Source organism: Streptomyces sp. NPDC104367, assembly GCF_055583825.1.
Genome location: NZ_JBVJND010000028.1, coordinates 100,863 through 123,640 on the forward strand (window position 1 = coordinate 100,863; position 22,778 = coordinate 123,640).

Consider the following 22,778-nt stretch of genomic DNA (forward strand, 5'->3'; position numbering starts at 1 on the left):
CCGGGGCGCGAAGCACTCGTACGAATGTACAAACACCGTGCGGGACCGGCCGCCGTACCGACGCTCCCCCGAGAAAGGGCCCCGCCGTGGCCGCCAAGCCCGTGGCCAAGCGCCTCGTCGTGCTGGTCTCCGGATCCGGCACCAACCTCCAGGCGCTCCTCGACGCGATCGCCGAGACCGGCGTCGAGGCCTACGGCGCCGAGATCGTCGCGGTCGGCGCCGACCGCGAGGGCATCGAGGGGCTCGCGCGTGCCGAGCGCGCCGGGCTGCCCACGTTCGTGACCAGGGTGAAGGACTTCGGGAGCCGCGAGGAGTGGGACCGGGCGCTGGCCGAGGCCGTCGCCGCCCACGAGCCCGACCTCGTGATCTCCGCAGGGTTCATGAAGATCGTCGGCAAGGAGTTCCTGGCGCGGTTCGGGGGGCGGACCGTCAACACGCATCCCGCGCTGCTGCCCAGCTTCCCGGGGGCCCACGGGGTGCGCGACGCGCTCGCGTACGGCGCCAAGGTCACCGGCTGCACCGTCCACTTCGTCGACGACGGCGTCGACACCGGACCGATCATCGCCCAGGGCGTGGTGGAGGTCCGGGACGAGGACGACGAGAGCGCTCTGCACGAGCGCATCAAGGAAGTCGAGCGAAGGCTGCTCGTCGAGGTCGTGGGGCGGATCGCTCGCAACGGCCATCGCATTGAGGGACGAAAGGTAGTTATCCAGTGACCGCCGAGAGCACTGTCACGGCCGAGAGCGGCAGGCGGGCCATCCGCCGCGCGCTCGTCAGCGTCTATGACAAGACCGGGCTCGAAGAGCTCGCCCGTGGACTGCACGAGGCCGGTGTCGCGCTCGTCTCCACCGGCTCCACCGCCTCCCGTATCGCCGCCGCCGGCGTCCCCGTCACCAAGGTCGAGGAGCTCACCGGCTTCCCGGAGTGCCTGGACGGCCGGGTCAAGACCCTGCACCCGAAGGTCCACGCCGGCATCCTCGCCGACCTGCGCCTGGAGGACCACCAGCGGCAGCTGGCCGACCTCGGCGTCGAGCCGTTCGACCTGGTCGTCGTCAACCTCTACCCGTTCCGCGAGACCGTCGCCTCCGGTGCCTCGCCCGACGAGTGCGTCGAGCAGATCGACATCGGCGGCCCCTCGATGGTCCGCGCCGCCGCCAAGAACCACCCCTCGGTCGCCGTCGTCACCAGCCCCGCCCGCTACGCCGACGTCCTCCAGGCCGTCACCGGGGGCGGCTTCGACCTGACCACCCGCAAGCGGCTCGCCGCCGAGGCCTTCCAGCACACCGCGTCCTACGACGTGGCGGTGGCCTCCTGGTTCGCCTCGGAGTACGCCCCGGTCGACGAGTCGCGGTTCCCGGACTTCCTCGGTGCCACCTGGGAGCGCGAGAACACCCTGCGCTACGGCGAGAACCCGCACCAGCCCGCCGCGCTCTACGTCGACCCGAGCGGCGGCGGCCTCGCCAGGGCCGAGCAGCTGCACGGCAAGGAGATGTCGTACAACAACTACACGGACACGGACGCCGCGCGCCGTGCCGCGTACGACCACGGCGAGCCCTGCGTCGCGATCATCAAGCACGCCAACCCGTGCGGCATCGCGGTCGGCGCGGACGTCGCCGAGGCGCACCGCAAGGCGCACGCCTGCGACCCGCTGTCCGCGTTCGGCGGGGTCATCGCCGTCAACCGGCCGGTGAGCCGGGAGCTGGCCGAGCAGGTCGCCGAGATCTTCACCGAGGTCATCGTCGCGCCCGACTACGAGGAGGGCGCGCTCGAAGCCCTCGCCAGGAAGAAGAACATCCGGGTGCTGAAGGCGCCGGGCGCCCCGGCGAACCCGGTCGAGGTCAAGCCCGTCGACGGCGGTGTGCTGCTCCAGGTCACCGACCGCCTCCAGGCCGACGGCGACGACCCGGCCAACTGGACCCTCGCCACCGGTGAGGCGCTCGCCCCGGCGGAACTCGCCGAGCTGGCGTTCGCCTGGAAGGCCTGCCGGGCCGTGAAGTCCAACGCCATCCTGCTCGCCAAGGACGGCGCCTCGGTCGGCGTCGGCATGGGCCAGGTCAACCGCGTCGACTCCGCGAAGCTCGCGGTCGAGCGGGCCGGCGAGGAGCGGGCGCGCGGCTCCTACGCCGCCTCCGACGCCTTCTTCCCCTTCCCGGACGGCCTGGAGATCCTGACCGCGGTCGGCGTCAGGGCCGTGGTGCAGCCCGGCGGTTCGGTCCGCGACGAACTCGTCGTCGAGGCCGCGCGGAAGGCGGGCGTCACCATGTACTTCACCGGGACGCGTCACTTCTTCCACTGAGCCCCGTGTCCGCCCGGCCGGCGGATGTGTGAGTGCAAACGCCAGGGCCGTGTCCCCCGCAGCGGGGGACACGGCCCTGGGAGTGGGCGGGACCGCTCAGTTGCTGCGGATCACGATCGTGCCGCAGACCTTGTCGGCGAACGTCTGGCGCTTGGCGTCCCACGCCGGCCACAGCCAGCCCAGGTAGCAGGCGAAGCTGTCCAGGGCGTGCGCGATACGGCGGACGAAGGCCATGCCGACGCCGATCGGCTGGCCGGTGGCCTCCTTCACCAGGCGGATGCCCAGCGCCTTCTTGCCGACCGTCTGGCCGGTGCGGCCCTCCTGGACCAGCTGCCAGATCGCCAGGGCGATGAGGGCCAGGACGCCGACGACCAGCAGCGCCTTCACCTTGGCGCCCACCAGCACGAGGATGTACGGCACCAGGAAGACCAGGCCGTCGACGATCGTGCCCAGGAAGCGCTGGCCCCAGTTCGCGTACGGAGGCGTCGCGCCGTAGCCCTGCGGGGGGTAGCCGTAACCGGGCTGCTGGGGGTAGCCGTAACCCTGCTGCGGCGCGCCGTAACCCTGCTGCGGCGGCACGCCCTGCGGGGCCTGCTGGTAGCCGGGCTGCTGCGGGTAGCCGTAGTTGGGCTGGCCCTGCTGCGGGTTCTGCGGCTGCTGACCGTAGGGGTTGTTGGGCGAGCCGAAACTCATGTCCGTTTTCCTCCGTTTGACCTGCGGGGACGACGCGGACAAGCACGGAGGTACGTCACGACTTGAGCGGTTTGCCCCCCACCGGACCGCGATACTGCGCCGCTCATCGTTCTGTACAGGGAAGTTGTTGTCCAGTCCGATTAGCGATGTGTTGTGCAAGTGCAACATCATCGATCATGACCGCACACCCGATTGGAACCAGGACACCGGCATCCGGGAGGATGGAGCCATGACCGCCCAGATTCTCGATGGCAAGGCCACCGCAGCAGCGATCAAGTCCGATCTGACCGCCCGCGTGGCGGCCCTGAAGGAGAAGGGCGTCACGCCCGGCCTCGGCACGATCCTCGTCGGGGAGGACCCCGGCAGCCAGAAGTACGTCGCCGGCAAGCACCGCGACTGCGCCCAGGTGGGCATCGCCTCCATCCAGCGCGAACTCCCCGCCACCGCGACCCAGGAGGAGATCGAGGCGCTCGTCCGCGAACTCAACGACGATCCCGCCTGCACCGGCTACATCGTCCAGCTGCCGCTGCCCAAGGGCATCGACGAGAACCGCATCCTGGAACTGATGGACCCGGCCAAGGACGCGGACGGCCTGCACCCGATGAACCTCGGCCGCCTCGTCCTCAACGAGCCCGCGCCGCTGCCCTGCACCCCCAACGGCGTGCTGACCCTGCTGCGCCGCCACGGCGTCGGGATCAAGGGCGCCGAGGTCGTGGTCGTCGGCCGCGGGGTGACCATCGGCCGCCCGATGCCGCTGCTGCTCACCCGGCGCAGCGAGAACGCGACCGTCACCCAGTGCCACACCGGCACCCGTGACCTGTCGGCGCACCTCAGGCGCGCGGACATCATCGTCGCCGCCGCCGGCGTGCCGCACCTGATCCGTCCCGAGGACGTCAAGCCGGGCGCGGCCGTCCTCGACGTCGGTGTCTCCCGCAACGCCGAGGGCAAGATCGTCGGGGATGTGCACCCCGGGGTCGCCGAGGTCGCCGCGTGGATCTCCCCGAACCCCGGCGGTGTCGGTCCGATGACCCGGGCGCAGCTGCTCGTCAACGTGGTCGAGGCGGCGGAGCGCAGTGTCGGCTGACGGGCGTCGGGTGACCCGGCGCTTCCCGTTGTTCACCCGGGACACGGCACGCCCCGAGGGGGGCGGCAGGGCCGCGTCGGGGGACATGCCGGCGCCGGCCCGGCAGTGGCCGATGCTGGTCGTGCTGGCGACCGTCGGGGTGGGGCTGCTGCTGACCTCGCTCGACCAGTTCCGGGTCGGCGCGCTGCTGGTCGGCGCCGCGCTGCTGGTCGGCGCGGTGATGCGGTGGACACTGCCGAGCGTGGGCATGCTCGCCGTCCGCTCCCGGTTCACGGACATCGCGACGTACGGGGTGCTGGGGCTGGTGATCGTGCTGCTGGCGCTGATGGCACAGCCGAAGCCCTGGCTGGTGATCCCGTACCTGAAGGACACGCTGCATTTCACGATGAAGAGCTGACGCGAGACCGGGCCCCCGCGGCGCCGGGCGTGGCCCGCACCTCCCCCGGTGGGTGCGGGCCTGCTTCCCCCGGGTTCGAAGGTAGGCAACCGGCGGCCCCGGGGAATCCCACTCCCGGTTGAATCGGCTACAACTTCCGCGGTACTCCCGGTGATTGACTCGCCGTCCTGGACACCGGCGTTACGCTGCGGCGATGCGCCTCCGCAACCCGCCCCCACTCGCCGTCGACACGCTGATCGCGTGCATGACGGTCGTGATGGCCGTGTTGCTGGGGCGGGAGTCGCCCACCCAGGGCTGGCCGGCGCTGGACGCGCGGGCGTACACGCTGGTCGCGCTGGCGCATCTGCCCGTCGCGTTGCGGGGACGCCGGCCCGTCGGGGTGTTCCTGTTCGCGCAGTGCGCCGCGACCGTCTACGTCGGCCTCGGCTACTGGCCCGTGGTGTGCACCGTCGGCCCCATGCTGGCGCTCTACACGGTCGCCTCGCTGCGGCCGGTGCGGGTCGCCGTCGCCTGCGCCGCCTGCCTGGCCGGGATGTGGCTGTACGGCGGGATCATCACGGACAACTCCTCGATGGCCTCCGTCGTCATGCAGGCGCTGCTCTACTGCTCGGTGCTGATCTGGTTCGGGCACCTCGCCCAGCGCTCCGGCGAACTCACCCGGCGGCTGCGGGCCGAGCAGGCCGAGCGGGCCCGGCGGGCGGTCGTCGAGGAACGCGGCCGCATAGCGCGGGAGTTGCACGACGTCGTCGCCCACCACATGTCGGTGATCTCGGTGCAGGCCGGGCTCGCCCGCTTCGTCTTCGAGTCGAACCCCAAGAAGGCGCGCGACGCGCTCGGCACGATAGCCGACACCAGCGGGGAGGCCCTGGAGGAGCTGCGGCGCATGCTCCAGGTGCTCAGGGACGAGGACCCGGGCGCCGCCGAACGGTCCCCGATCCCCACCCTGGAGCGGCTGGCCGAACTCGTCGAGCGGGTGCGCAGCGGGGGACTGTCCGTCGACTTCACGGTCGAGGGCGAGCCCCGGCCGCTGCCGCCCGGCGTCGAACTCTGCGCCTACCGCGTCGTCCAGGAGGCGCTCACCAACGTCCTCAAGCACGCCGGGCGCGCGCACGCGCGCGTGCTGCTCCGGTACGGGCCGCACGAGCTGAGCGTGGCCGTCCACGACGACGGGGAGGGGGTGATTCCGGACAGAGTGCGCACCGGCGCCGGTCACGGCTTGATTGGCATGCGCGAGCGGGCCAAGCTCTACGGCGGGACGATCAGCGTCGGCCCGCGCCCCGAGGGCGGCTACGCGGTCGAGCTGGCCCTGCCCACCTCGGCCACACTCGCACGGCGGGGGGACGACCGTACCGGATGATCAGAGTGCTCGTGGTCGACGACCAGTTCCTCATCCGCGCCGGACTGGTGGGCCTGCTGGAGGCCGCTGCCGGGTTCGAGGTGGTCGCGGAGGCCGGGGACGGCACGGAGGCGGTCAGACTGGCCGCCGAGACCGGCCCCGACGTGGTCCTCATGGACATCCGGATGCCCGGCCTCAACGGCATAGAGGCCACCGAGCGGATCCTCGCCCAGGCCGCCGGGCCCGCCCCCCGCGTGCTGGTGCTGACCACCTTCGACCTCGACGAGTACGTGTACGGCGCGCTGCGCGCCGGCGCCTCCGGGTTCCTGCTCAAGGACTCCGGCCCCGAACGGCTGCTGGCCGCCGTCACCGCGGTGGCCGGCGGCGACTCCCTGTTCGCGCCCAGTGTCACCCGGCGCCTGGTGGAGTCCTTCGCCCGCCGGCGCGGCGACGACGGCCTCGGCACCGGCCCGCCGCCCGACCTGGAGGTGCTGACCTCCCGCGAGGTCGAGGTCCTCAAGCTCACCGCGCGCGGGCTGTCGAACCTGGAGATCGCCGACCGCCTCTACATCAGCGAGGCCACGGTGAAGACCCACCTCAACCGCACCATGACCAAGCTCGACCTGGGCAGCCGGGCACAGGCGGTGGTGGTCGCGTACGAGACGGGTCTGGTGAAGCCGGGCGGCTCGGCGCCCTAGCCGTGCGGGCGGCCCGTCCCCTCCCCCGAGCAGGACGGACCGCCGTCGGGGACCAGCCTTCCCGCCGGGCCGGACCTGTTCAACGGCTGTCAGCCGCCTGTGGCACAGCGGTGACGGTTCCGCCATGGACCCCCCGTACGGCCGCCACCTGCGGGAACCGCCGGACCGCCCACCGTCGTCACCCGCTCTGAACTGGCAACGAACTGGCAACGGGCAACGCCGTGGAGGTGCGTGATGGGCGGCTGGCAGCCGCTGCCGGAGGGGCTCCCGCCCGAGGTGCGGCACTTCGTGGAGCAGCTGCGGCTCCTCAAGGACGGCACCGGCCTCAGCCTGGTCGCGCTGGGCGCCCGCACCGCGTACAGCAAGTCCTCCTGGCAGCGCTACCTCAACGCCGCGCAGCCGCCGCCGCGGCAGGCCGTCGTGGCGCTGTGCCGGGTCGCCGGCCTGGCCGGCGCGGACGCCGAACGGCACGCCGTGCGCTGGGAACTGGCCGTCCAGGCCTGGCCGCGTCCCGCGAACGTGCCGGAACGGCCGCCGGGCACCGAGGAGTACGAGGACGACCCGACCCTGCCGTGGTGGGACCGCCCCGCGGAGGAACCGGCCCCGCGCCCGCACGGGCCGCTGCTGCTCTGCGCGGTCCTGCTGCTGCTCGTACTGCTCCTGGTGGCGGTCGGCGGTGCCGTGCTCCTCGGGTGAGCCGGGCACCCCGTGCACCGTGAGGTCACGGCCCGGTGACCGGTGTGCCGATGTGTTGACAAGTTCGCGGATATCTCTCGAAGCCGATCCACAACCGGGCTAACGTGTCCAATCGGGACGAGCCGAGGGCGCATTGGACCGCGTCGGGGCCGACGTGCGACGGTGCACCGCGCACAGGGGGAACGCGGGCGAGCCACGGCACCGAACCGGGGGAAAGAGGGGGAGGCAATGCCTCGTTGGAAGGCCCTGCCGGATGAACTGGATCCGCAGGTCAAGGAGTTCGCGACGCAGCTGCGGCGGCTCGTGGACCGCAGCGGGCTCGGCATCGCGGCGCTGTCCGACCGCACCGGCTACAGCAGGACGTCCTGGGAGCGGTACCTCGGCGGGCGCCTGCTGGCGCCGAAGGGCGCGATCGTCGCGCTCGCGGAGGTCACCGGTACCGATCCCGTCCACCTCACCACCATGTGGGAGCTGGCCGAACGGGCCTGGAGCCGTTCGGAGATGCGCCACGACACCACGATGGAGGCGATCCGGATAGCCCAGGCGCGGGCCGCGCTCGGGGAGTTCGGGGCACCCCAGGCCCCCACCGCCTCCCGGCCCACCGCCTCCCGGCCCGCCGCCCCGTCCGCCGCCCCGTCCCCGACCGCGTCCAGGTCCCGGTCCGCCGCCGCGGCCGGCGGCGGCAGACCACCGCGCCGGACGGGCGGTGCCGTCGCGGTGCCGGGCGTCGCGGGCCCGGCCGGTGTCTCGCCCACCATCCCGCCGCAGCCCACCGCGCCCGACGCCGACCGCCGGGAGCGAAGCGGCGCCCGCCGGCCGGCCGGGCCCGCCGCGGCCCCGGCACCGGCCGCCTCCGGCGGCGGCAGGCGGCGGCTGACCATGTTCCTCGCGGGGGCCGTCGGCGCGGCCGTCGTCGTCGCCGGGGTCCTGTACGCCTCCGGCGGCGACGACGCCGGGCCGAAGAACCGGGGCGGCGCGTCCGCCTCCCCCTCCGTCTCCGCCGGCACCGAGCTGCCCGCCGGGGTGAAGTGCGCGGGCGCCGGCTGCACCGGCAAGGACGCGGAGGCCATGGGGTGCAGCGGCGACCTCGTCACCACCGCCAGTACCGTCGCGGTCGGCGCGACCACCCTGGAGGTCCGCTACAGCAGGACCTGCGGCGCCGCGTGGGGCCGGATCACCGGCGCCGCCCGCGGCGACTCGGTCCGGGTCACCGCCGGTACCGCCACGGAGACCGACGCCATCACGGACGCGGGCGACACGATCGCCTACACGCCGATGGTGGCGGTGAAGGACGCGACGGAGGCGAAGGCCTGCGCGACGCTGGCCTCCGGGCAGCGGGGGTGCACCGCCTAGGCGTCGTCCGGTCCCGCCGGGAAAGTCGCGGCGCCCGGGAATGGCGGAGCCGATCCCGGGAACGCGGAACGTACCCCCACGGGAGTCCGGTCACCGGCACCCCCGAGCGGCGGCCGCCCGTCACCCCTCTCCCGGACGGGCGGTCGCCGCTTCCCGTGGCGGCGCGTTTGTGGGGTGAGCCACACCCACCCCTCCCCATCCGGCATCCGGAATGCGCGATAGCCTGACCGGTGGATCTCTTGATACCAAGAGATCGATCATTTGTACGTCCGCACCCCAGGGCACCCAGGGCGAGGACGCCCACCGCCAGCTGTCATACGGAGAACGCCATGACCCGCACTCCCGTGAACGTCACCGTCACCGGCGCGGCCGGCCAGATCGGTTACGCCCTGCTCTTCCGCATCGCCTCCGGCCAGCTGCTCGGCGCGGACGTGCCGGTCCGGCTCCGCCTCCTGGAGATCACCCCGGCCCTCAAGGCCGCCGAGGGCACCGCGATGGAGCTCGACGACTGCGCCTTCCCGCTGCTCCAGGGCATCGACATCAGCGACGACCCGAACGTCGCCTTCGACGGCGCCAACGTGGCCCTGCTCGTCGGCGCCCGCCCCCGCACCAAGGGCATGGAGCGCGGTGACCTCCTGGAGGCCAACGGCGGCATCTTCAAGCCGCAGGGCAAGGCCATCAACGACAACGCCGCGGACGACATCAAGGTCCTGGTCGTCGGCAACCCGGCCAACACGAACGCGCTGATCGCGCAGGCCGCCGCCCCGGACGTACCGGCCGAGCGGTTCACCGCGATGACCCGCCTCGACCACAACCGCGCGCTGACCCAGCTCGCGAAGAAGACGGGCTCGACGGTCGCCGACATCAAGCGCCTGACCATCTGGGGCAACCACTCCGCCACCCAGTACCCCGACATCTTCCACGCCACGGTCGCCGGCAAGAACGCCGCCGAGGTCGTCAGCGACGAGAAGTGGCTGGCCGAGGAGTTCATCCCGACCGTCGCCAAGCGCGGCGCGGCCATCATCGAGGCCCGTGGCGCGTCCTCCGCCGCCTCGGCCGCCAACGCCGCCATCGACCACGTCCACACCTGGGTCAACGGCACCGCCGACGGCGACTGGACCTCCATGGGCATCCCCTCGGACGGCTCCTACGGCGTCCCGGAGGGCCTGATCTCCTCCTTCCCGGTCACCACCAGGGGCGGCAAGTACGAGATCGTCCAGGGCCTGGAGATCAGCGACTTCTCCCGCGCCCGCATCGACGCCTCGGTGCAGGAGCTGGCGGAGGAGCGCGACGCGGTCCGCGCCCTCGGCCTCATCTGAGCCGCCCCGCGCCCCACGGGCCCCGCTCCGGTTTCGTCCGGAGCGGGGCCCGTTCCCGTTCCGCCCCGGCCACCCCGTTCCGCCCCGGCCGCCGGGGCGCGGTGCCTACTCCATGCCCTTGCGACCGGGTGTCCAGAACGGCTTGGTGAGAACCGCCCGCCGGTCCCACCCCGCCTCCTGGACCAGCACTCCGCGCACCGCCTGCACGGCCCGCGCCTCCCCGGCGACGTACGCGATCCCGCCGGGCGCGGGGGCGAGCGCGCGTACCGCGTCCGGCAGCGAACTCTCGCCCCGCAGCACCCAGTCGAGGCTCTCCGCGTGCGCGAGGGGCAGCCGGTCGGCCGCCGTCCCCGTCTCCACGCAGCCGGAGACCGCCGCGTCCCCGGGCAGCGCCGCGAGCATCGCGCCGAAGGCGACCGAGGCCGTCTCGTCGCCGACGAAGACGTGGTGGGCGGCCTCGGGGCGCAGCGTGAACGTGCCCTCGGGCCGGCGCAGCCGCACCTGATCGCCCGGGCCGACGGTGCGGCCCCACCGGGCGCCGGGCCCGTCCCCGGAGTGGTCCAGTACGCACAGCTCGACGACGCCGGACGGGTCGTAGCGCCAGACCGAGTACGTGCGCAGGGTCAGGCCGGCGACCAGGACCCGCACCTGCCGGCCGGGGCGGACGTCGAGGCCGGCGAGCTGGTCGCCGTCGATGCGCAGCCTGCGCATGCGGGCGGTGATCGGCTCCGCCTCGGTGACGGTGCCGCGCAGGGTCATCAGATCGAGGACGGGGTTCAGGAGTGCAGGCATGGGTGGATCCTCAACGTGCCGTGGTGTATGGGGAGTTGGGGTCAGTCGCGGTGTGGACGCGATAGTACGCGTTCCGGGGCGGACGCGATAGTGCGCGTTCGGGCGCGGCCGCCGTAGCCCGCGACCACGAGCGCCGTCGCGGCCAGCACCAGCAGCGCGATCGTGCGCAGCGCCGGGCCCATGCCGGTGCCGAGGCCGGAGTGGGCGGACAGGACCGAGCCGGTGACCGCCACGCCGAGGGCCGCGCCGGTCTCGCGGGCCGTGGTGCCCAGGCCGGAACCGAGACCCGCCTGGTGGGGCGGGAGCGAGGTGACCACGCCGAGGGTGAGGGCGGGCATGGACAGGCCGGTGCCGGCGGAGATCACCAGGAGCCAGCAGACGTACGCCCAGTACGGGGTGGCCGCGTCGACCGTGGAGACGCCGAGCAGGCCGAGGCCGATCAGCGCGAGACCGGTGCCGACGACCGGGCGCGGGTGCCCCGACCAGCGGGCGGCGAGCTTCGGGACCAGCGCCATGCCGATCGCCAGCGGCATGATCGCGACGCCGGTGACGGCGGCGTCGTAGCCCTTCACGTCCTGCAGGTACTGCGAGTTGACGAAGAACAGCGAGAAGAGGCCGAAGAAGCCGACCGCGGTGCCGAGGGCCGCCGAGCGCAGCCGGGCGGAGGCGAAGACCCGGGGGTCGAAGAGGGGGCGGGGCGAGCGCAGGGCGTGACGGGCGAAGCCGGCGGTCAGCGCGCCGCCCGCCGCGAAGGAGCCGAGGACGGGCGCCGACGTCCAGCCGTACGTCCGGCCCTCGATGATGCCGAACAGGACCGCGACCAGGCCCGCCGTGAGGAGCAGGGTGCCGAGCGGGTCGAGGTTGCTGCTCGGGGAGCGCTCGGTGCGCGGGGTGGTGACGGCGACGGCGAGGGCGAGAAGGGCCGCCAGCGGCACCATCGCGGCGAACAGGGCCCGCCAGGACAGGAACTGGCCGACCAGGCCGCCGCCGAGGTTGCCGGCCGCGCCGCCCAGGCCGATCGCCAGGGTCCAGGAGGCGAGGGCGCGGGCGCGGTGCTCGGGGGCGGCCAGCTGGACCAGGATCGACAGGGTGGCCGGGGTGATCAGGGCCGCCCCGGCGCCGGACAGGCCCCGGCCCGCGATCAGCACGGCGGGGTCCGGCGCGAGCGCGCTGGTGGCCGCGCCCGCCGCGAACAGGGCGAGCCCGGCCAGCAGCGCGCCCTTGCGGCCGTGGTGGTCGCCGACGGCGCCGGCCGGGATGAGCAGACCGGCGAAGGCGATGACATACGCGTCGACCGTCCACAGGATCTCGCTGTGCGAGGGGTGCAGGGACGACGAACCCAGTTGCGGTATCAGGAGATTGACGGCCGCGACCATGCTCTGCGCGACCAGGACGCAGGCGCACAGGGCGAACAGGGTGGGGCGTTTCAGGGCGTGCGAGGACACGGCTCCTCCCGGGAGCTGGTGGTTGGTGGGGGCTGCCCCGCCACCGTAGGCTCGACCCTGACCTGCTTTCCAGTGCAACCTTCGCAAGGAGCAATTGCGTATGACGCAATCCGCCGACTCCGGCAGCATCGACCTGAATCTGCTGGTCGCGCTGGACGTGCTCCTGGAGGAGCAGAGCGTCCAGGGAGCGGCCCGGCGGCTGCATCTGTCCGAACCGGCGATGAGCCGCACCCTCGGCCGGATCCGCAAGGCACTCGGCGACCCGGTGCTGGTGCGCGCCGGGCGGGCGATGGTCCCCACCCCGCGCGCGCTGGCCGTGCGGGCCGAGGTGAGCGCGGTGGTGGAGCGGGCGCGGGCGGTCTTCGCGCCCGGCCGGGACGCCGACCTGCGGAGCGTCGAGCGGACGTTCACGATCATCGGTCACGACGCGATCGCCGGCCCGCTCGGCGCGCCCCTGTTCGCGCAGGCCGCCGAGGAGGCGCCGGGCATCCGCGTCCGCTTCCTCGCCGAGAGCCACGTCGACGCGCCGTTCCTGCGCCAGGGCACCGCCGACCTGGAGATCGGGGTGATCGACACCTCCGCGCCCGAGGTGCACACGGAGTACCTGAACGAGGACCGCATGCTCGGGGTCGTACGCCCCGGGCACCCGCTCCTCGACGGGGAGCTGACACCCGAGCGGTTCGCGGCCGGGGGCGGCCACCTGCTCGTCTCGCGGCGCGGCAAACTGCACGGCCCGGTGGACGACGCCCTCGCCGAACTCGGCCTGTCCCGAAGGGTGGTGGGCAGCGTCGGCACCTTCCCGGCCTCGCTCTTCGTGCTCCGCGACTCCGACCTGATCGGCCTGATCAGCTCCTGGACCGTCCCGATGGCCACCGCGCTCGGCCTGGTCACCTTCCGGGTGCCGCTCGAACTCCCGCCGCTGCGCCTCGGCCTCGCCTGGCACCCCCGCCACGACGCCGACCCGGCCCACGCCTGGCTGCGCCGCTGCGTACGGGAGCTGATGACCGGCGGCGCGGCCGCCGGGTAACCGGACCGGGTGGCCGGACCGGGTGGCCGGACCGGCGGCGGTCACCGCGAATTCCAGATCGCGAATTCCGTATCCCCGGTCACGGCCCTCCCCCTATGCTGATGGACTGTCAACTTGACGTTCCACAAAGCACTTCACACGCATCGGGGGATGGCGTGAGCACTGCTTACGTGCCGCAGCAACCACAACCGGGGCCGCCGCCCGGCGGGCCGCCGCCCGCGCTGCCGCCCACACCGCCGTACGCCAGCGAGGCGACCCGGCTGCTGTGCGCGGGCACCTACCTGGATTCCGGTTACCGGGACCGGGTCATCGGGGAACTCCTCCTCAACGAACAGCGGATCGCCGCGCCCTCGCTCGGCTTCGACGCCGCCCGCGTCCTCGCCCACGCCCTGCGCGCCCGCCGCCAGGAACTGCTCTGGGCGGCGGCCATCCTCGGCCTCTGGGTGGTGGGCCTGCCGCTGAGCGGCGGACTGCTCGCCCTCTTCCTGGCGCCCGGCATCGCGCTCGCCGTCGCCCCCTGGATCAGGGGCCGCGCCGCGCAGCCCCCGCTGTACCGGGTGGCCGTCGCGTTCATGGTCCGCTGGTGGGGCCGGTCCTTCTACGCCGTCGCCCTCTTCGCCACCCTCGTCATCGCGTTCGGCGGCGGCTCGGACGACAGCCCGTCCTACGACTCCTCGTACTCCTACGGCTCCGGCTCCTACGGCTCCGACTCCACCGGCTGGACCGACCTGGTCGCCCCCGGCACCGGCGACATCGGCGGGCTGGGCACGGCCTGGCACGCCTGGCTCACGCTCGCCGTGTTCGCCGGCATCGCCCTGTGCGCGCACGCCCAGCGCACCCAGTTCAGCCGGGCACTGGCCGGGGAACTCTCCCCGCAGCGCTTCCCGGACGCGGCGAACGACCCCGCGGAGAAGGCCGAGAGCCCGCGCTTCCAGCGGCTCAAGCACCGCATCCGGATCGAGCAGCACGCCCCGCTGATCATGTACAACGAGGCCGACCCGTTCTGCGGCGCCGGAGCGGGCTACGACACCTGGGTGCTCGCCGTCGAACTGAGGCCGGACGAGCTGAAGAAGGAGCAGCGGCCGATCGGCAACCGCGCCGTCCTGGAGAAGATCCGCCCGCTGCTCGAACAGCTGCGGGTGCCCGCCGAGTACGCGGGACCCGGGGCGCGCGACCGGCTGCGCCGGCTGGAGATCGACGAGTGCGTGTTCCTGCCCGTGGAGGGACTGCCCGCCCGGGACCAGGCGCCGTACCTCCCGCAGGCCTTCGAGGAGCACCGGGCGCGGGCCGTCGAGGAGGGCGGGGAGAAGCGCCGGCACTTCCTGCGCATCCGCGTCGGCGGCTGGGAGGAGGAGGTGGTCGTCACGGTGTTCGTGCGCGTCCACACCCAGGGCCGGATGCTGGTCCTGGAGGTCGCCCCGCACGTGCTGACCCCGGTCCGCCAGGACTTCAAGGACGCCGACCGCGCCGCCCACCGCTTCCGGCACAACAACTGGCTCGGCAAGGCGGCCGCCGCGATCGTCCTGGTGCCCGGTTCGGTGGGCCGCTCACTCGCCCAGCTCGGGCGGGGCGCGGTGCACGTGTGGCGGCTGCTGACCGGCGGCCACGCGGGCGCGCTGCCCGAGGGACCCGCGCTGTCCGTGCGCGAGCTGGGCTCGATGGACGTCGGCTCCCGGTTCCAGGAGATGGACGTCGTCCGCTACCTGCGCAGCGTCCAGGACCGGGTGGCGAACGGCGTCCGGGCCGCGCTCGCCGAAGCCGGTTACGAGACCGGCGAGTTCGTCCAGAAGACCGTCAACAACAGCTTCAACGTGAGCGTCGACCGGATCGAGGGATCCACGGTCGCCTTCGGCAGCCACGCCGGCGCGACCAGTTTCACGACGCAGAAGGGGGCCGACAGCAATGGCAAGTGACGAGCCGCGGGTCAGTCTGGGCAACGTCTCCGGGAGCACGTTCGCCATCGGCAGCCACGCGCATGCCGAGAGCCACCACCACGGCGCCTCCGGCTCCCAGGCCGACGAGGAACTTCTCCTCGCGATACGGGAGTTGCGGGCCGACCTGGAGCGGGTGCGGGGCACCGAGCAGACCGCCGCGCTGAACTCGGCGCTCGCCGACGCCGAGGACGAGATCACCCGCACGGGGCAGGCGGGCCCCACCCGCCGGGAACGCCTGCGCGAGCTCCTCGCCGACTCCCAGGCCCTGCTGAGCGTCCTCGCCTCCGCGGGCGCCCTGGCCGGCGTGCTGGGGATGTGAGAGGCGGCCGATGAGCGACGGGGGAACCAGCCACTGGAACGAAGCCACCCAACGCTGGGAAACAGCCACCCACCCCACGACCCCACCCCCGACACCCCCACCGGGCGGGCCCGCGGGCGCGAGCGCGGGTGCGGGCACGGAGCCGGCTTTCGGGTCCGGTCCGGCGTCGGCCGGGGGGCCGGTGTCGCCCGCGGTCCCCGCCCCGGCGTGGCCCCCGGTCGCCGGCCCGGCGCCGGAGGGCGCCCCGGCGTGGCCCCCGGTGGCGGGTTCGGGTTCGGACGGCGGGCCGTCGGTCTCCGGCTCCGGGGTGGTGTGGCCTCCGGTCTCGGGGGCCGAGGCGGTGGCGGCCGCTTCGGACGGGGAGTGGTGGGCCGGTGGGCCGCCGGAGTACGTGGCGCCGTCGGGGGGACGGGGACGGGGGCGGCGGCGGTGGGGGGTGTGGTCCGTCGTCGGTGCGGTGGTGGTCGTCGGGGTGGTCGTGGGGCTGGTGCTGGGCCCGGGGAGGGGGGACGGGGGGAAGGCCGGCGCCGCTGCCGCCCCCGGGAGCGTGACGCCGTCCGAGGGGCGTACGGAGGCGTCCGCGTCGCCGACCGGGAGCGCCTCGCCGTCGCCCTCGGTCGGCGCGCCTCCCCCGGGATACCGGCTGCGCCAGGACACCGAGGGGTTCCGGATCGCCGTTCCCGAGGGGTGGACCCGGTCGCAGGTCGACTCGTCGTACGGGATGGCCGTCGTCAACTACCGCAGTGCGGACGGCGAGCACCGGGTGCAGGTCTACCAGGTCGCGGAGGAGTCCCCGAAGGCCTCCTTCGAGCTGTACCTCTCCGACCGGACCCCCAAGCCGGACGGCTTCCAGGAGCTCGGCCTGACCGACCTCGACGACGGCACCTTCACCGGTTCCCGCCTGGAGTACCTCGCCGACCGGCTCAGCGGCGAGCCCGACATCGGCACCTGGCACGTCCTCGACGAACGCTTCGTCGCGCCGGACGGCAACATCTACGCCGTCGCCTCCTACGGCCCCGACGCCGACGGCCGGGACGACGAACTGGCGTACCTCACGACCGCCGTGGACTGGTTCTGCCCGCCGGACACGGTCTGCGACGCGGATTCCTCCGTGAACTGACCGCAGAGGGACAGTCACACCTTCCAGTCACATCTTCGCGTATTTAATTTCAGCGCGCATTGAATGTAATTGCCTGCATATTCATCCTTCCCGGCATGACCTCGGATTCCCCGGGTTCCGTCACGTACGGCATTCGTTAGCTCTCCGTGACGCGATTGGACTGCTACGCGGGGGAAGGGGCTGACCGTGGACGGCTTCCAGAACGATGCCGGTCTCTACGACCACACCTGGGGCGTCCCGCAACCGGACGCCCCGCCGAACGACTGGGACCCGGTCGAGGAACTGGCCCAGATGCTGGCCGCACCGGCCGCCATGAGCCCGCCCGCCGTCCCGGTGCGCGTACCGGCCCCGCGCGGAAGCAGCCGCCGGCGGCCCCGCCACGAACCCCATCTGCTCGACGGCGGCCGGCGCGTCACGCACATCACCTTCCTGATCGCGGCGGTGTCCCTGTGCGCGGTGTGCATGCTGACCTGGTCCGTGTGTTATTCGTACGGCCAACTCCGCGGAATCGCCTCCGCGGTGCTCCCCGGGGCACTGGCGCGGTACTGGCCCCTGACGGTGTACGGGCCATGGTTCGTGGCGGCGCTCTCCGTGGTCCGGGCCACCGCGCAACGCCGGAGCGCGCGGCGTTCCTGGTGCGTCGTCCTGGCCGCCTCCCTGACGGCCGTGGCCCTGTGCGTCAGCCACTCGTCCCATGCGCTGCTCTCGCTGGTGATCTTCGGGATCCCCCCGGTCACCGCCCTGGTGTGCTTCTGGGAACTCGTCGGCCAGATCTCCAGCCGGGGCCGGCGGCCCCGGCACGCCACCGGTGCCGATCCACGGAGCCCGAAGCCGCAGACCTGAGCCCCTGCACCTGAGCCCCTGCACCTGAGCCCCAGACCTGAGCCCCTGGACCCGAGCCCCTGGACCAGGGTCTCCAGACCCGAGCCCTGGACCCGAGCCCTAGACCAGGGCCTCCTGGACCGACCGCAGCGCGAGGCGCAGCAGTCCCGGGCCGAACGTGACGCGTGTGGCCCCGAGTTCGCCGAGGGCGGCGGGCGAGGGGCCCGTGCCGTCCGCGCGGGCGTACATGTTCAGCGGGCCCTCGACGCCGGCCCGCAGCAGGGGCAGCACGGCGGGCGGGGCGCCGATCGGGTAGACGCAGTCCGCGCCCGCCGCCACGTACAACGCGGCCCGCTCGACGGCCCGTTCGGGATCGGTGACCCCGCGCTCGAAGGTGTCGACCCGGGCGTTCACGAACAGCAGGTCACCGGCGGCCGAACGCACCTCGGCCAGCCATTCGGCGTGCTCGTGCGGGTCCTTGAGGACGCCCCCGGCGGAGTCCTCCAGGTTGCAGCCCACCGCCCCCGCCGCCAGCAGCCGCTCGACCAGTTCCTTCGGAGCCAGCCCGTACCCGTCCTCCACGTCCGCCGACACCGGTACGTCCACGGCCCGGGTGATCCGCGCCACGGCCGCGAACATCTCGTCCGCCGGGGTCGCCCCGTCCGGGTACCCGAGCGAGGCCGCGATCCCGGCGCTGGGCGTCGCCAGCGCCGGGAAACCGGCCGCCACCAGGGCGCGGGCGCTCGCCGCGTCCCAGGGACCGGGCAGGACCAGCGGGTCGCCCGGCGGACGCCCGTGGTGCAGCGCCCGGAAGACGTCGGCCTTGCTCATCCGTGCTGTCCGGGCGTGTAGTGACCGGGCACCATCCGGGTCGTCACGGCGAACCGGTTCCAGGAGTTGATCACGATGATCGAGGCGATCAGCTGGGTCAGCTGCGCCTCGTCGAAGTGCTTCGCGGCCCGCTCGTACACCTCGTCCGGCACGAAACCGTCGGTCAGCACGGTGACCGCCTCGGTCAGCTCGATCGCGGCGAGCTCCTGCTCGGTGTAGAAGTGCTTCGACTCCTCCCAGGCGCCGAGCTGGACGATGCGCTGGACGGTCTCGCCCGCCGCGAGCGCGTCCTTGGTGTGCATGTCCAGGCAGTACGCGCAGTGGTTGAGCTGCGAGGCGCGGATCTTCACCAGCTCGAACAGCTTGGCGTCCAGGCCCTTACGGGCGGCCCCGTCCAGCCGGACCATCGCCTTGTAGACCTCGGGCGCGTGTTCGGTCCAGGCGAGGCGTGGGGTGTGCTCGGGGACGTACCCGGCGTTCTCCTGAGTGCTCATACCGTCGACACTAGGCGCCAGGCAGCCCAGAGGTATGGTCCATTTTCATGCAGAGAACATGGGCCACTCGATCGGCTCTGGGGATCGACCTGCACCTGGAACCGGCCGGTCCCGGGCTGCGCCGGGGCCTGACCGACGCCCTGCGCGAGGCCGTCCGCAGCGGCCGGCTGGTGCCGGGGACCCGGCTGCCCTCCTCCCGCTCCCTCGCCGTCGACCTCGGCATCGCCCGCAACACGGTCGCCGACGCCTACGCCGACCTGGTCGCCGAGGGCTGGCTCACCGCCCGGCAGGGCTCGGGCACCCGCGTGGCGGACGGCGTGCCCGCCCTGCCGCCGGACCCGCGCGGCCCGGCCGCGGCGGCCGGTACGACCGCCCGGCAGCCCGCCTACGACCTGCGGGCCGGCTTCCCCGACGTCTCCGCCTTCCCGCGCACCGAGTGGCTCAGGGCCGCCCGGCGCGCCCTCACCGCCGCCCCGTCCGACGCCTTCGGCTACGGCGACCCGCGCGGCCGGATCGAACTGCGCACCGCCCTCGCCTCCTATCTCGCCCGCGCCCGGGGCGTGCGCGCCGACCCCGAACGCATCGTGATCTGCGCCGGGTTCTCGCACGGCCTCGCCCTGCTCGGCCGGACGCTGCGGGAGCGCGGGGCCGGGTCGGTCGCGGTGGAGTCGTACGGCCTGGACGAGCACTGGCAGCTGCTGACGGCGGCCGGGCTCAGCCAGGTCCCGCTGCCCTTCGACGAACTCGGCACGGACACCCGGCAGTTGGCGGCCGGCCCGGCCGCGGTCCTGCTCACCCCCTCGCACCAGTTCCCGATGGGCGTACCGCTGCACCACGACCGGCGGGCGGCCGTCGTGGACTGGGCGCGCCGCACCGGCGGCCTGGTCCTGGAGGACGACTACGACGGCGAGTTCCGCTACGACCGCCGGCCCGTCGGCGCGCTCCAGGGCCTCGCCCCCGACGAGGTGGTCTACCTCGGCACCGCCAGCAAGTCCCTCGCCCCCGGGCTGCGGCTGGCCTGGATGGTGCTGCCGCCGGGCGTGGCGCGGGAGGTCGTCGCGGCCAAGGGCGGGGTGGACACCTGCGGGGCGCCGGACCAGCTGACGCTCGCCGAGTTCATCACCTCCGGCGCCTACGACCGTCATGTCCGCGCCGCCCGCTCCCGCTACCGCGGCCGCCGGGACGCGCTGGTCGCGGCCCTCGCCGAGCGCGCCCCCGCGGTCCGGGTCACCGGCATCGCGGCGGGCCTGCACATCGTGCTGCGGCTCCCGCCGGGCAGCCGGCGCCGGGTGGTCCGGGCGGCCGCCGAACGGGGCCTGGCCGTCGAGGGGCTCGTCCCGCGCCACCGCCACCCCGGGGCCGCCGTCGAGGTCCCGGACGCCCTCGTCCTCGGCTACGGCACCCCCGCCGACCACGCCTGGTCGGGAGCGCTGGACACCCTCTGCACAGTTCTGTCGGACCCGGCCGTCACCGGCCCACCGTGAACTCCCCGGCGCCGGGCCGCCCCTGATGATTGCCGGGGGCCGGGGGCCGGGGGCCGGGGGCCGGGGGCCGGGGGTCTGCTCTTCACCCCGTCGGTCGGTGCGAGGCGCTTTCCGGTGCGGGCTGCTCCGTGTCCGGGGCCTCGCCGAAGCGGGCCAGGGCCAGTGCGCCCGCCACGGCCACCGTGAAGCCGAGCACGGCCAGCCAGGCCAGCCCCTCCCGGGTGCGGTCGCCGAGCCAGACGACCCCGACCGCGGCCGGCCCGATCGTCTCCCCGATGACCATCCCGGCCGTCGCCGTGGTCACCGAGCCGCGTTGCAGCGCGGAGGTCAGCAGCATGAAGGCGCCGCCCCCGCCGACCAGCAGGGCGTAGGCCGCCGGATCGGTCAGCAGCCCGGCCGGCCGCAGGGTGTCGATCAGCCGCACCGACACCTCCACCACCCCGAACCCGAACCCCGCCCCGAGGCCCAGCACCAGCGCCCGCCACCGCCCCGACAGCCGCCCGCCGCCCAGGCCCAGCAGCAGCACCCCGACGCCGATCCCGAGCATCGCCCACTCCAGTGCCGCGGTCCCGGCCCGCCCGCCCTCCGGCCCCGCGGCCAGCCCCAGCATCGCGAGCCCGGCGCACACCACCCCCACCGCGCCCCACTCCGTCCCGCTCAGCCGCACCCGCAGCAGCCGCGCCGCGACCACCGCGGTCACCGCGAGGGAGGAGGCCAGCGCCGCGCTCACGGCGTAGATGGGGATCGACCGCAGCGCCAGGATCTGGAAGACGAACCCCAGCCCGTCCAGCCCGAGTCCGACGACGTACCGCCACTGCCGCACGGCCCGCAGCAGCAGCGCCGCCTCCCCGCCCGCGCCGTCACCGGCCGCCCGCGCGGCCATCGCCTGGAGGACCGTCGCCGTACCGAAGCAGACCGCGGCCGCGAGGGCGCACACCATTCCGAAGAGCACGAGAGGACTGTAGGGGCTGCGGGGGAGGGGAGCGGGTCCCAGGGGCGCCCCCGGCAGGCCCGGGGGTGGCCGAAACCGCTCGTCTAAGCTGTCGTCGAACACACGACACGGGGGAGTACGAGCATGGCTGACGCACGCCGTCGACTGCGGTCCGGCACGGTCGTCCTCGGCGGTATGGGCCTCCTGGCCGCCGCCCTCAGCGCCTGCTCCTCCGACCCCGACAAGCGCTGCGTGGACCGCGACAGCTACCGCGCGGCCAAGGGCTACCAGGTCGTCTCCGACACGAACTGCAAGACCGTAAAGGCCTCCGTCGACGGCGCCTACTACTACGGCGGCAAGAAGAAGGGCGGCTGGGTCAAGGGCGGTTCCTTCACCCGGCCGAGCAGCGGTTCGGGCGGTTCGTCGGGCGGCGGCCACAGCGTCCACCGGGGCGGCTTCGGCAGCGGCCACGGCAGCTCCGGCGGTTGACCGGTCCATGCGGCGCCGTACGACCGAACCCCGCCCCGGCTGGCAGCGGACCGTCGAGGAGCAGGGCCTGATCTACCCCCTCACCCGCCATCCCGACGGCACCCTGCGCCCGTACTGGGACGAGAGCGCGTACTACGTCCTCACCCTGGACGAGGTGGAGGCGCTGGAGGAGACCGTCGAGGAGCTGCACGCGATGTGCCTGGCGGCGGCGGACCACATCGTGGCCCGCGACCGCTTCGCCGACCTCGGCATCACCGACCCGCGGGTCGTGTCCGCGGTGACCGAGGCCTGGCACCGCCGCTCCGAACTCCCCTCCCTCTACGGCCGCTTCGACCTGCGCCACGACGGCACGGGCCCCGCGAAACTCCTGGAGTACAACGCCGACACCCCCACCTCCCTGGTGGAGGCCGCGTCGGCGCAGTGGTTCTGGATGGAGGACCGCTTCCCCGGCGCCGACCAGTGGAACAGCCTGCACGAACGCCTGGTCGGGGCCTGGCGGAGCCAGTCCCGGCTGCTCCCGCCCGGCACCCCGCTGCACTTCGCCCACTCCGCCGCCGACGAACTCGGCGAGGACCTGATGACGGTCGCCTACCTCAAGGAGACCGCCGAGCAGGCCGGTCTGGACACCGACTGGATCTCCATGGAGGAGATCGGCTGGGACACCCTCTCCGGCCGCTTCGTCGACAACCGGCTCCGCTTCATCCGCGCCTGCTTCAAGCTCTACCCCTGGGAGTGGCTCACCACCGACGCCTTCGCCGAGCACGCCCTCGCCACCCTGGACAACGGCGGCGGCACCGGCACCACGATGTGGATCGAGCCGGCCTGGAAGATGCTGCTCAGCAACAAGGCGCTGCTGGCGGTCCTGTGGGAGCTGTACCCGGGCCACCCGAACCTGCTCGCGGCGTACCTGGACGGCCCGAGAGAGCTGTCCCGCACGGCGGGCTACGTCAGCAAGCCCCTGCTGGGCCGCGAGGGCGCGGGCGTACTGGTGCACGAGGCGGGACACGCCCCGGTCGTACGCGAAGAGCCCTGCTGCTACCAGGAACTGGCCCCCCTGCCGACCTTCGACGGCAACCACACGGTGCTCGGCGCCTGGGTGGTCGGCGACGAGCCCGCGGGCCTCGGCATCCGCGAGTCCGAGGACCTGGTGACCGACGACTACGCCCGCTTCCTGCCCCACGTGATCCTGTAGCGCGGGGCCCCGTCGACCGGAAGCCG

Annotated in this window: 23 protein-coding genes; 17 read left to right on the forward strand and 6 right to left on the reverse strand. The window is 73.6% G+C overall.

What is annotated here, in order from left to right:
- Window positions 1-86: 86 nt before the first annotated feature.
- Both purN and purH read left to right on the forward strand, forming a co-directional pair.
- On the forward strand, window positions 87-716 hold the full coding sequence (gene purN / locus ACZ619_RS33685; RefSeq protein ID WP_469607135.1) for a phosphoribosylglycinamide formyltransferase: 630 nt from the start codon (window positions 87-89) through the stop codon (window positions 714-716).
- On the forward strand, window positions 713-2,296 hold the full coding sequence (gene purH / locus ACZ619_RS33690) for a bifunctional phosphoribosylaminoimidazolecarboxamide formyltransferase/IMP cyclohydrolase (protein WP_469607138.1): 1,584 nt from the start codon (window positions 713-715) through the stop codon (window positions 2,294-2,296). The genes purN and purH overlap by 4 nt, the downstream gene beginning before the upstream one ends.
- A gap of 96 nt (window positions 2,297-2,392) precedes the next feature.
- On the opposite strand, the gene ACZ619_RS33695 is transcribed toward purH, so the two are convergent.
- Entirely contained in the window at window positions 2,393-2,989 is a 597-nt protein-coding gene (locus tag ACZ619_RS33695) for an RDD family protein (RefSeq protein WP_469607140.1), read from the reverse strand.
- A gap of 229 nt (window positions 2,990-3,218) precedes the next feature.
- On the opposite strand from ACZ619_RS33695, the gene ACZ619_RS33700 reads away from it, so the two are divergent.
- The 7 genes from ACZ619_RS33700 (at window position 3,219) to ACZ619_RS33730 (ending at window position 9,872) form a co-directional block, all read left to right on the forward strand.
- Window positions 3,219-4,073 carry a bifunctional methylenetetrahydrofolate dehydrogenase/methenyltetrahydrofolate cyclohydrolase gene (locus ACZ619_RS33700; RefSeq protein WP_469607142.1) on the forward strand — a complete coding sequence of 285 codons (855 nt, stop codon included), beginning with the start codon at window positions 3,219-3,221 and terminating at the stop codon, window positions 4,071-4,073.
- A complete protein-coding gene (locus ACZ619_RS33705) occupies window positions 4,063-4,470 on the forward strand; it encodes a DUF3017 domain-containing protein (protein ID WP_469607144.1) in 408 nt (135 codons plus the stop codon). Before ACZ619_RS33700 ends, ACZ619_RS33705 begins: the two co-directional genes overlap by 11 nt.
- Window positions 4,471-4,663: 193 nt before the next feature.
- Complete coding sequence (locus ACZ619_RS33710) at window positions 4,664-5,827, forward strand: sensor histidine kinase (protein ID WP_469607147.1); 1,164 nt, start codon at window positions 4,664-4,666, stop codon at window positions 5,825-5,827.
- A complete protein-coding gene (locus tag ACZ619_RS33715; RefSeq protein ID WP_469607149.1) occupies window positions 5,824-6,504 on the forward strand; it encodes a response regulator in 681 nt (226 codons plus the stop codon). The genes ACZ619_RS33710 and ACZ619_RS33715 overlap by 4 nt, the downstream gene beginning before the upstream one ends.
- A gap of 234 nt (window positions 6,505-6,738) precedes the next feature.
- Window positions 6,739-7,200 (forward strand): helix-turn-helix domain-containing protein, encoded by a 462-nt coding sequence (locus tag ACZ619_RS33720; protein WP_469607151.1) that lies wholly within the window; start codon window positions 6,739-6,741, stop codon window positions 7,198-7,200.
- A gap of 228 nt (window positions 7,201-7,428) precedes the next feature.
- Window positions 7,429-8,553 (forward strand): helix-turn-helix domain-containing protein, encoded by a 1,125-nt coding sequence (locus ACZ619_RS33725; protein WP_469607153.1) that lies wholly within the window; start codon window positions 7,429-7,431, stop codon window positions 8,551-8,553.
- 329 nt (window positions 8,554-8,882) lie between these two features.
- The gene (locus ACZ619_RS33730; RefSeq protein WP_469607155.1) at window positions 8,883-9,872 is read left to right on the forward strand and encodes a malate dehydrogenase; all 990 of its coding nucleotides are present in this window, start codon (window positions 8,883-8,885) and stop codon (window positions 9,870-9,872) included.
- A 105-nt stretch (window positions 9,873-9,977) separates the two neighbouring features.
- Here ACZ619_RS33730 and ACZ619_RS33735 read toward each other — a convergent pair whose 3' ends face one another.
- Both ACZ619_RS33735 and ACZ619_RS33740 read right to left on the reverse strand, forming a co-directional pair.
- On the reverse strand, window positions 9,978-10,664 hold the full coding sequence (locus ACZ619_RS33735; RefSeq protein WP_469607158.1) for a siderophore-interacting protein: 687 nt from the start codon (window positions 10,662-10,664) through the stop codon (window positions 9,978-9,980).
- A 41-nt stretch (window positions 10,665-10,705) separates the two neighbouring features.
- Window positions 10,706-12,109, reverse strand: a complete 1,404-nt coding sequence (locus tag ACZ619_RS33740; RefSeq protein WP_469607160.1) for an MFS transporter — start codon at window positions 12,107-12,109, stop codon at window positions 10,706-10,708.
- A gap of 100 nt (window positions 12,110-12,209) precedes the next feature.
- Here ACZ619_RS33740 and ACZ619_RS33745 point away from each other — a divergent pair, with 100 nt between their 5' ends.
- From ACZ619_RS33745 to ACZ619_RS33765, 5 genes are all read left to right on the forward strand, one after another.
- Entirely contained in the window at window positions 12,210-13,136 is a 927-nt protein-coding gene (locus tag ACZ619_RS33745; RefSeq protein ID WP_469607162.1) for a LysR family transcriptional regulator, read from the forward strand.
- A gap of 155 nt (window positions 13,137-13,291) precedes the next feature.
- On the forward strand, window positions 13,292-15,049 hold the full coding sequence (locus ACZ619_RS33750) for a hypothetical protein (protein ID WP_469607164.1): 1,758 nt from the start codon (window positions 13,292-13,294) through the stop codon (window positions 15,047-15,049).
- Window positions 15,039-15,389, forward strand: a complete 351-nt coding sequence (locus ACZ619_RS33755; RefSeq protein WP_469607166.1) for a hypothetical protein — start codon at window positions 15,039-15,041, stop codon at window positions 15,387-15,389. Before ACZ619_RS33750 ends, ACZ619_RS33755 begins: the two co-directional genes overlap by 11 nt.
- 436 nt (window positions 15,390-15,825) lie before the next feature.
- Entirely contained in the window at window positions 15,826-16,509 is a 684-nt protein-coding gene (locus ACZ619_RS33760) for a hypothetical protein (RefSeq protein ID WP_469607169.1), read from the forward strand.
- A gap of 186 nt (window positions 16,510-16,695) precedes the next feature.
- Window positions 16,696-17,352 (forward strand): DUF2637 domain-containing protein, encoded by a 657-nt coding sequence (locus tag ACZ619_RS33765; RefSeq protein WP_469607170.1) that lies wholly within the window; start codon window positions 16,696-16,698, stop codon window positions 17,350-17,352.
- 99 nt (window positions 17,353-17,451) lie between these two features.
- Here the strand turns inward: ACZ619_RS33765 and ACZ619_RS33770 are convergent, their stop codons facing one another.
- Together ACZ619_RS33770 and ACZ619_RS33775 are read right to left on the reverse strand one after the other, a co-directional pair.
- Complete coding sequence (locus ACZ619_RS33770; RefSeq protein ID WP_469607173.1) at window positions 17,452-18,162, reverse strand: isocitrate lyase/PEP mutase family protein; 711 nt, start codon at window positions 18,160-18,162, stop codon at window positions 17,452-17,454.
- On the reverse strand, window positions 18,159-18,656 hold the full coding sequence (locus ACZ619_RS33775) for a carboxymuconolactone decarboxylase family protein (RefSeq protein WP_469607175.1): 498 nt from the start codon (window positions 18,654-18,656) through the stop codon (window positions 18,159-18,161). Before ACZ619_RS33775 ends, ACZ619_RS33770 begins: the two co-directional genes overlap by 4 nt.
- 47 nt (window positions 18,657-18,703) lie before the next feature.
- On the opposite strand from ACZ619_RS33775, the gene pdxR reads away from it, so the two are divergent.
- Window positions 18,704-20,140 (forward strand): MocR-like pyridoxine biosynthesis transcription factor PdxR, encoded by a 1,437-nt coding sequence (gene pdxR / locus ACZ619_RS33780; RefSeq protein ID WP_469607178.1) that lies wholly within the window; start codon window positions 18,704-18,706, stop codon window positions 20,138-20,140.
- A gap of 82 nt (window positions 20,141-20,222) precedes the next feature.
- Here the strand turns inward: pdxR and ACZ619_RS33785 are convergent, their stop codons facing one another.
- Window positions 20,223-21,080: a DMT family transporter gene (locus tag ACZ619_RS33785; RefSeq protein WP_469607226.1), complete on the reverse strand. Its 858-nt coding sequence runs from the start codon at window positions 21,078-21,080 to the stop codon at window positions 20,223-20,225.
- A 135-nt stretch (window positions 21,081-21,215) separates the two neighbouring features.
- Between ACZ619_RS33785 and ACZ619_RS33790 the strand changes: the two genes are divergently transcribed.
- Both ACZ619_RS33790 and ACZ619_RS33795 read left to right on the forward strand, forming a co-directional pair.
- Entirely contained in the window at window positions 21,216-21,560 is a 345-nt protein-coding gene (locus tag ACZ619_RS33790; protein WP_469607179.1) for a hypothetical protein, read from the forward strand.
- Window positions 21,561-21,567: 7 nt separating this feature from the next.
- Window positions 21,568-22,752, forward strand: coding sequence for a glutathionylspermidine synthase family protein (locus ACZ619_RS33795; RefSeq protein ID WP_469607182.1), 1,185 nt, complete (start codon window positions 21,568-21,570; stop codon window positions 22,750-22,752).
- Window positions 22,753-22,778 lie beyond the last annotated feature (26 nt).

Coding starts and splice junctions, on each gene's coding strand:
- ACZ619_RS33710 (WP_469607147.1), top strand. CDS start 4,664: ATGCGCCTCCGCAACCCGCCCCCACTCGCCGTCGACACGCTGATCGCG.
- ACZ619_RS33775 (WP_469607175.1), bottom strand. CDS start 18,656: ATGAGCACTCAGGAGAACGCCGGGTACGTCCCCGAGCACACCCCACGC.
- ACZ619_RS33790 (WP_469607179.1), top strand. CDS start 21,216: ATGGCTGACGCACGCCGTCGACTGCGGTCCGGCACGGTCGTCCTCGGC.
- ACZ619_RS33725 (WP_469607153.1), top strand. CDS start 7,429: ATGCCTCGTTGGAAGGCCCTGCCGGATGAACTGGATCCGCAGGTCAAG.
- ACZ619_RS33735 (WP_469607158.1), bottom strand. CDS start 10,664: ATGCCTGCACTCCTGAACCCCGTCCTCGATCTGATGACCCTGCGCGGC.
- ACZ619_RS33720 (WP_469607151.1), top strand. CDS start 6,739: ATGGGCGGCTGGCAGCCGCTGCCGGAGGGGCTCCCGCCCGAGGTGCGG.
- ACZ619_RS33745 (WP_469607162.1), top strand. CDS start 12,210: ATGACGCAATCCGCCGACTCCGGCAGCATCGACCTGAATCTGCTGGTC.
- ACZ619_RS33755 (WP_469607166.1), top strand. CDS start 15,039: ATGGCAAGTGACGAGCCGCGGGTCAGTCTGGGCAACGTCTCCGGGAGC.
- ACZ619_RS33695 (WP_469607140.1), bottom strand. CDS start 2,989: ATGAGTTTCGGCTCGCCCAACAACCCCTACGGTCAGCAGCCGCAGAAC.
- ACZ619_RS33700 (WP_469607142.1), top strand. CDS start 3,219: ATGACCGCCCAGATTCTCGATGGCAAGGCCACCGCAGCAGCGATCAAG.
- ACZ619_RS33770 (WP_469607173.1), bottom strand. CDS start 18,162: ATGAGCAAGGCCGACGTCTTCCGGGCGCTGCACCACGGGCGTCCGCCG.
- pdxR (WP_469607178.1), top strand. CDS start 18,704: ATGCAGAGAACATGGGCCACTCGATCGGCTCTGGGGATCGACCTGCAC.
- ACZ619_RS33715 (WP_469607149.1), top strand. CDS start 5,824: ATGATCAGAGTGCTCGTGGTCGACGACCAGTTCCTCATCCGCGCCGGA.
- ACZ619_RS33730 (WP_469607155.1), top strand. CDS start 8,883: ATGACCCGCACTCCCGTGAACGTCACCGTCACCGGCGCGGCCGGCCAG.
- ACZ619_RS33795 (WP_469607182.1), top strand. CDS start 21,568: ATGCGGCGCCGTACGACCGAACCCCGCCCCGGCTGGCAGCGGACCGTC.
- ACZ619_RS33785 (WP_469607226.1), bottom strand. CDS start 21,080: ATGGTGTGCGCCCTCGCGGCCGCGGTCTGCTTCGGTACGGCGACGGTC.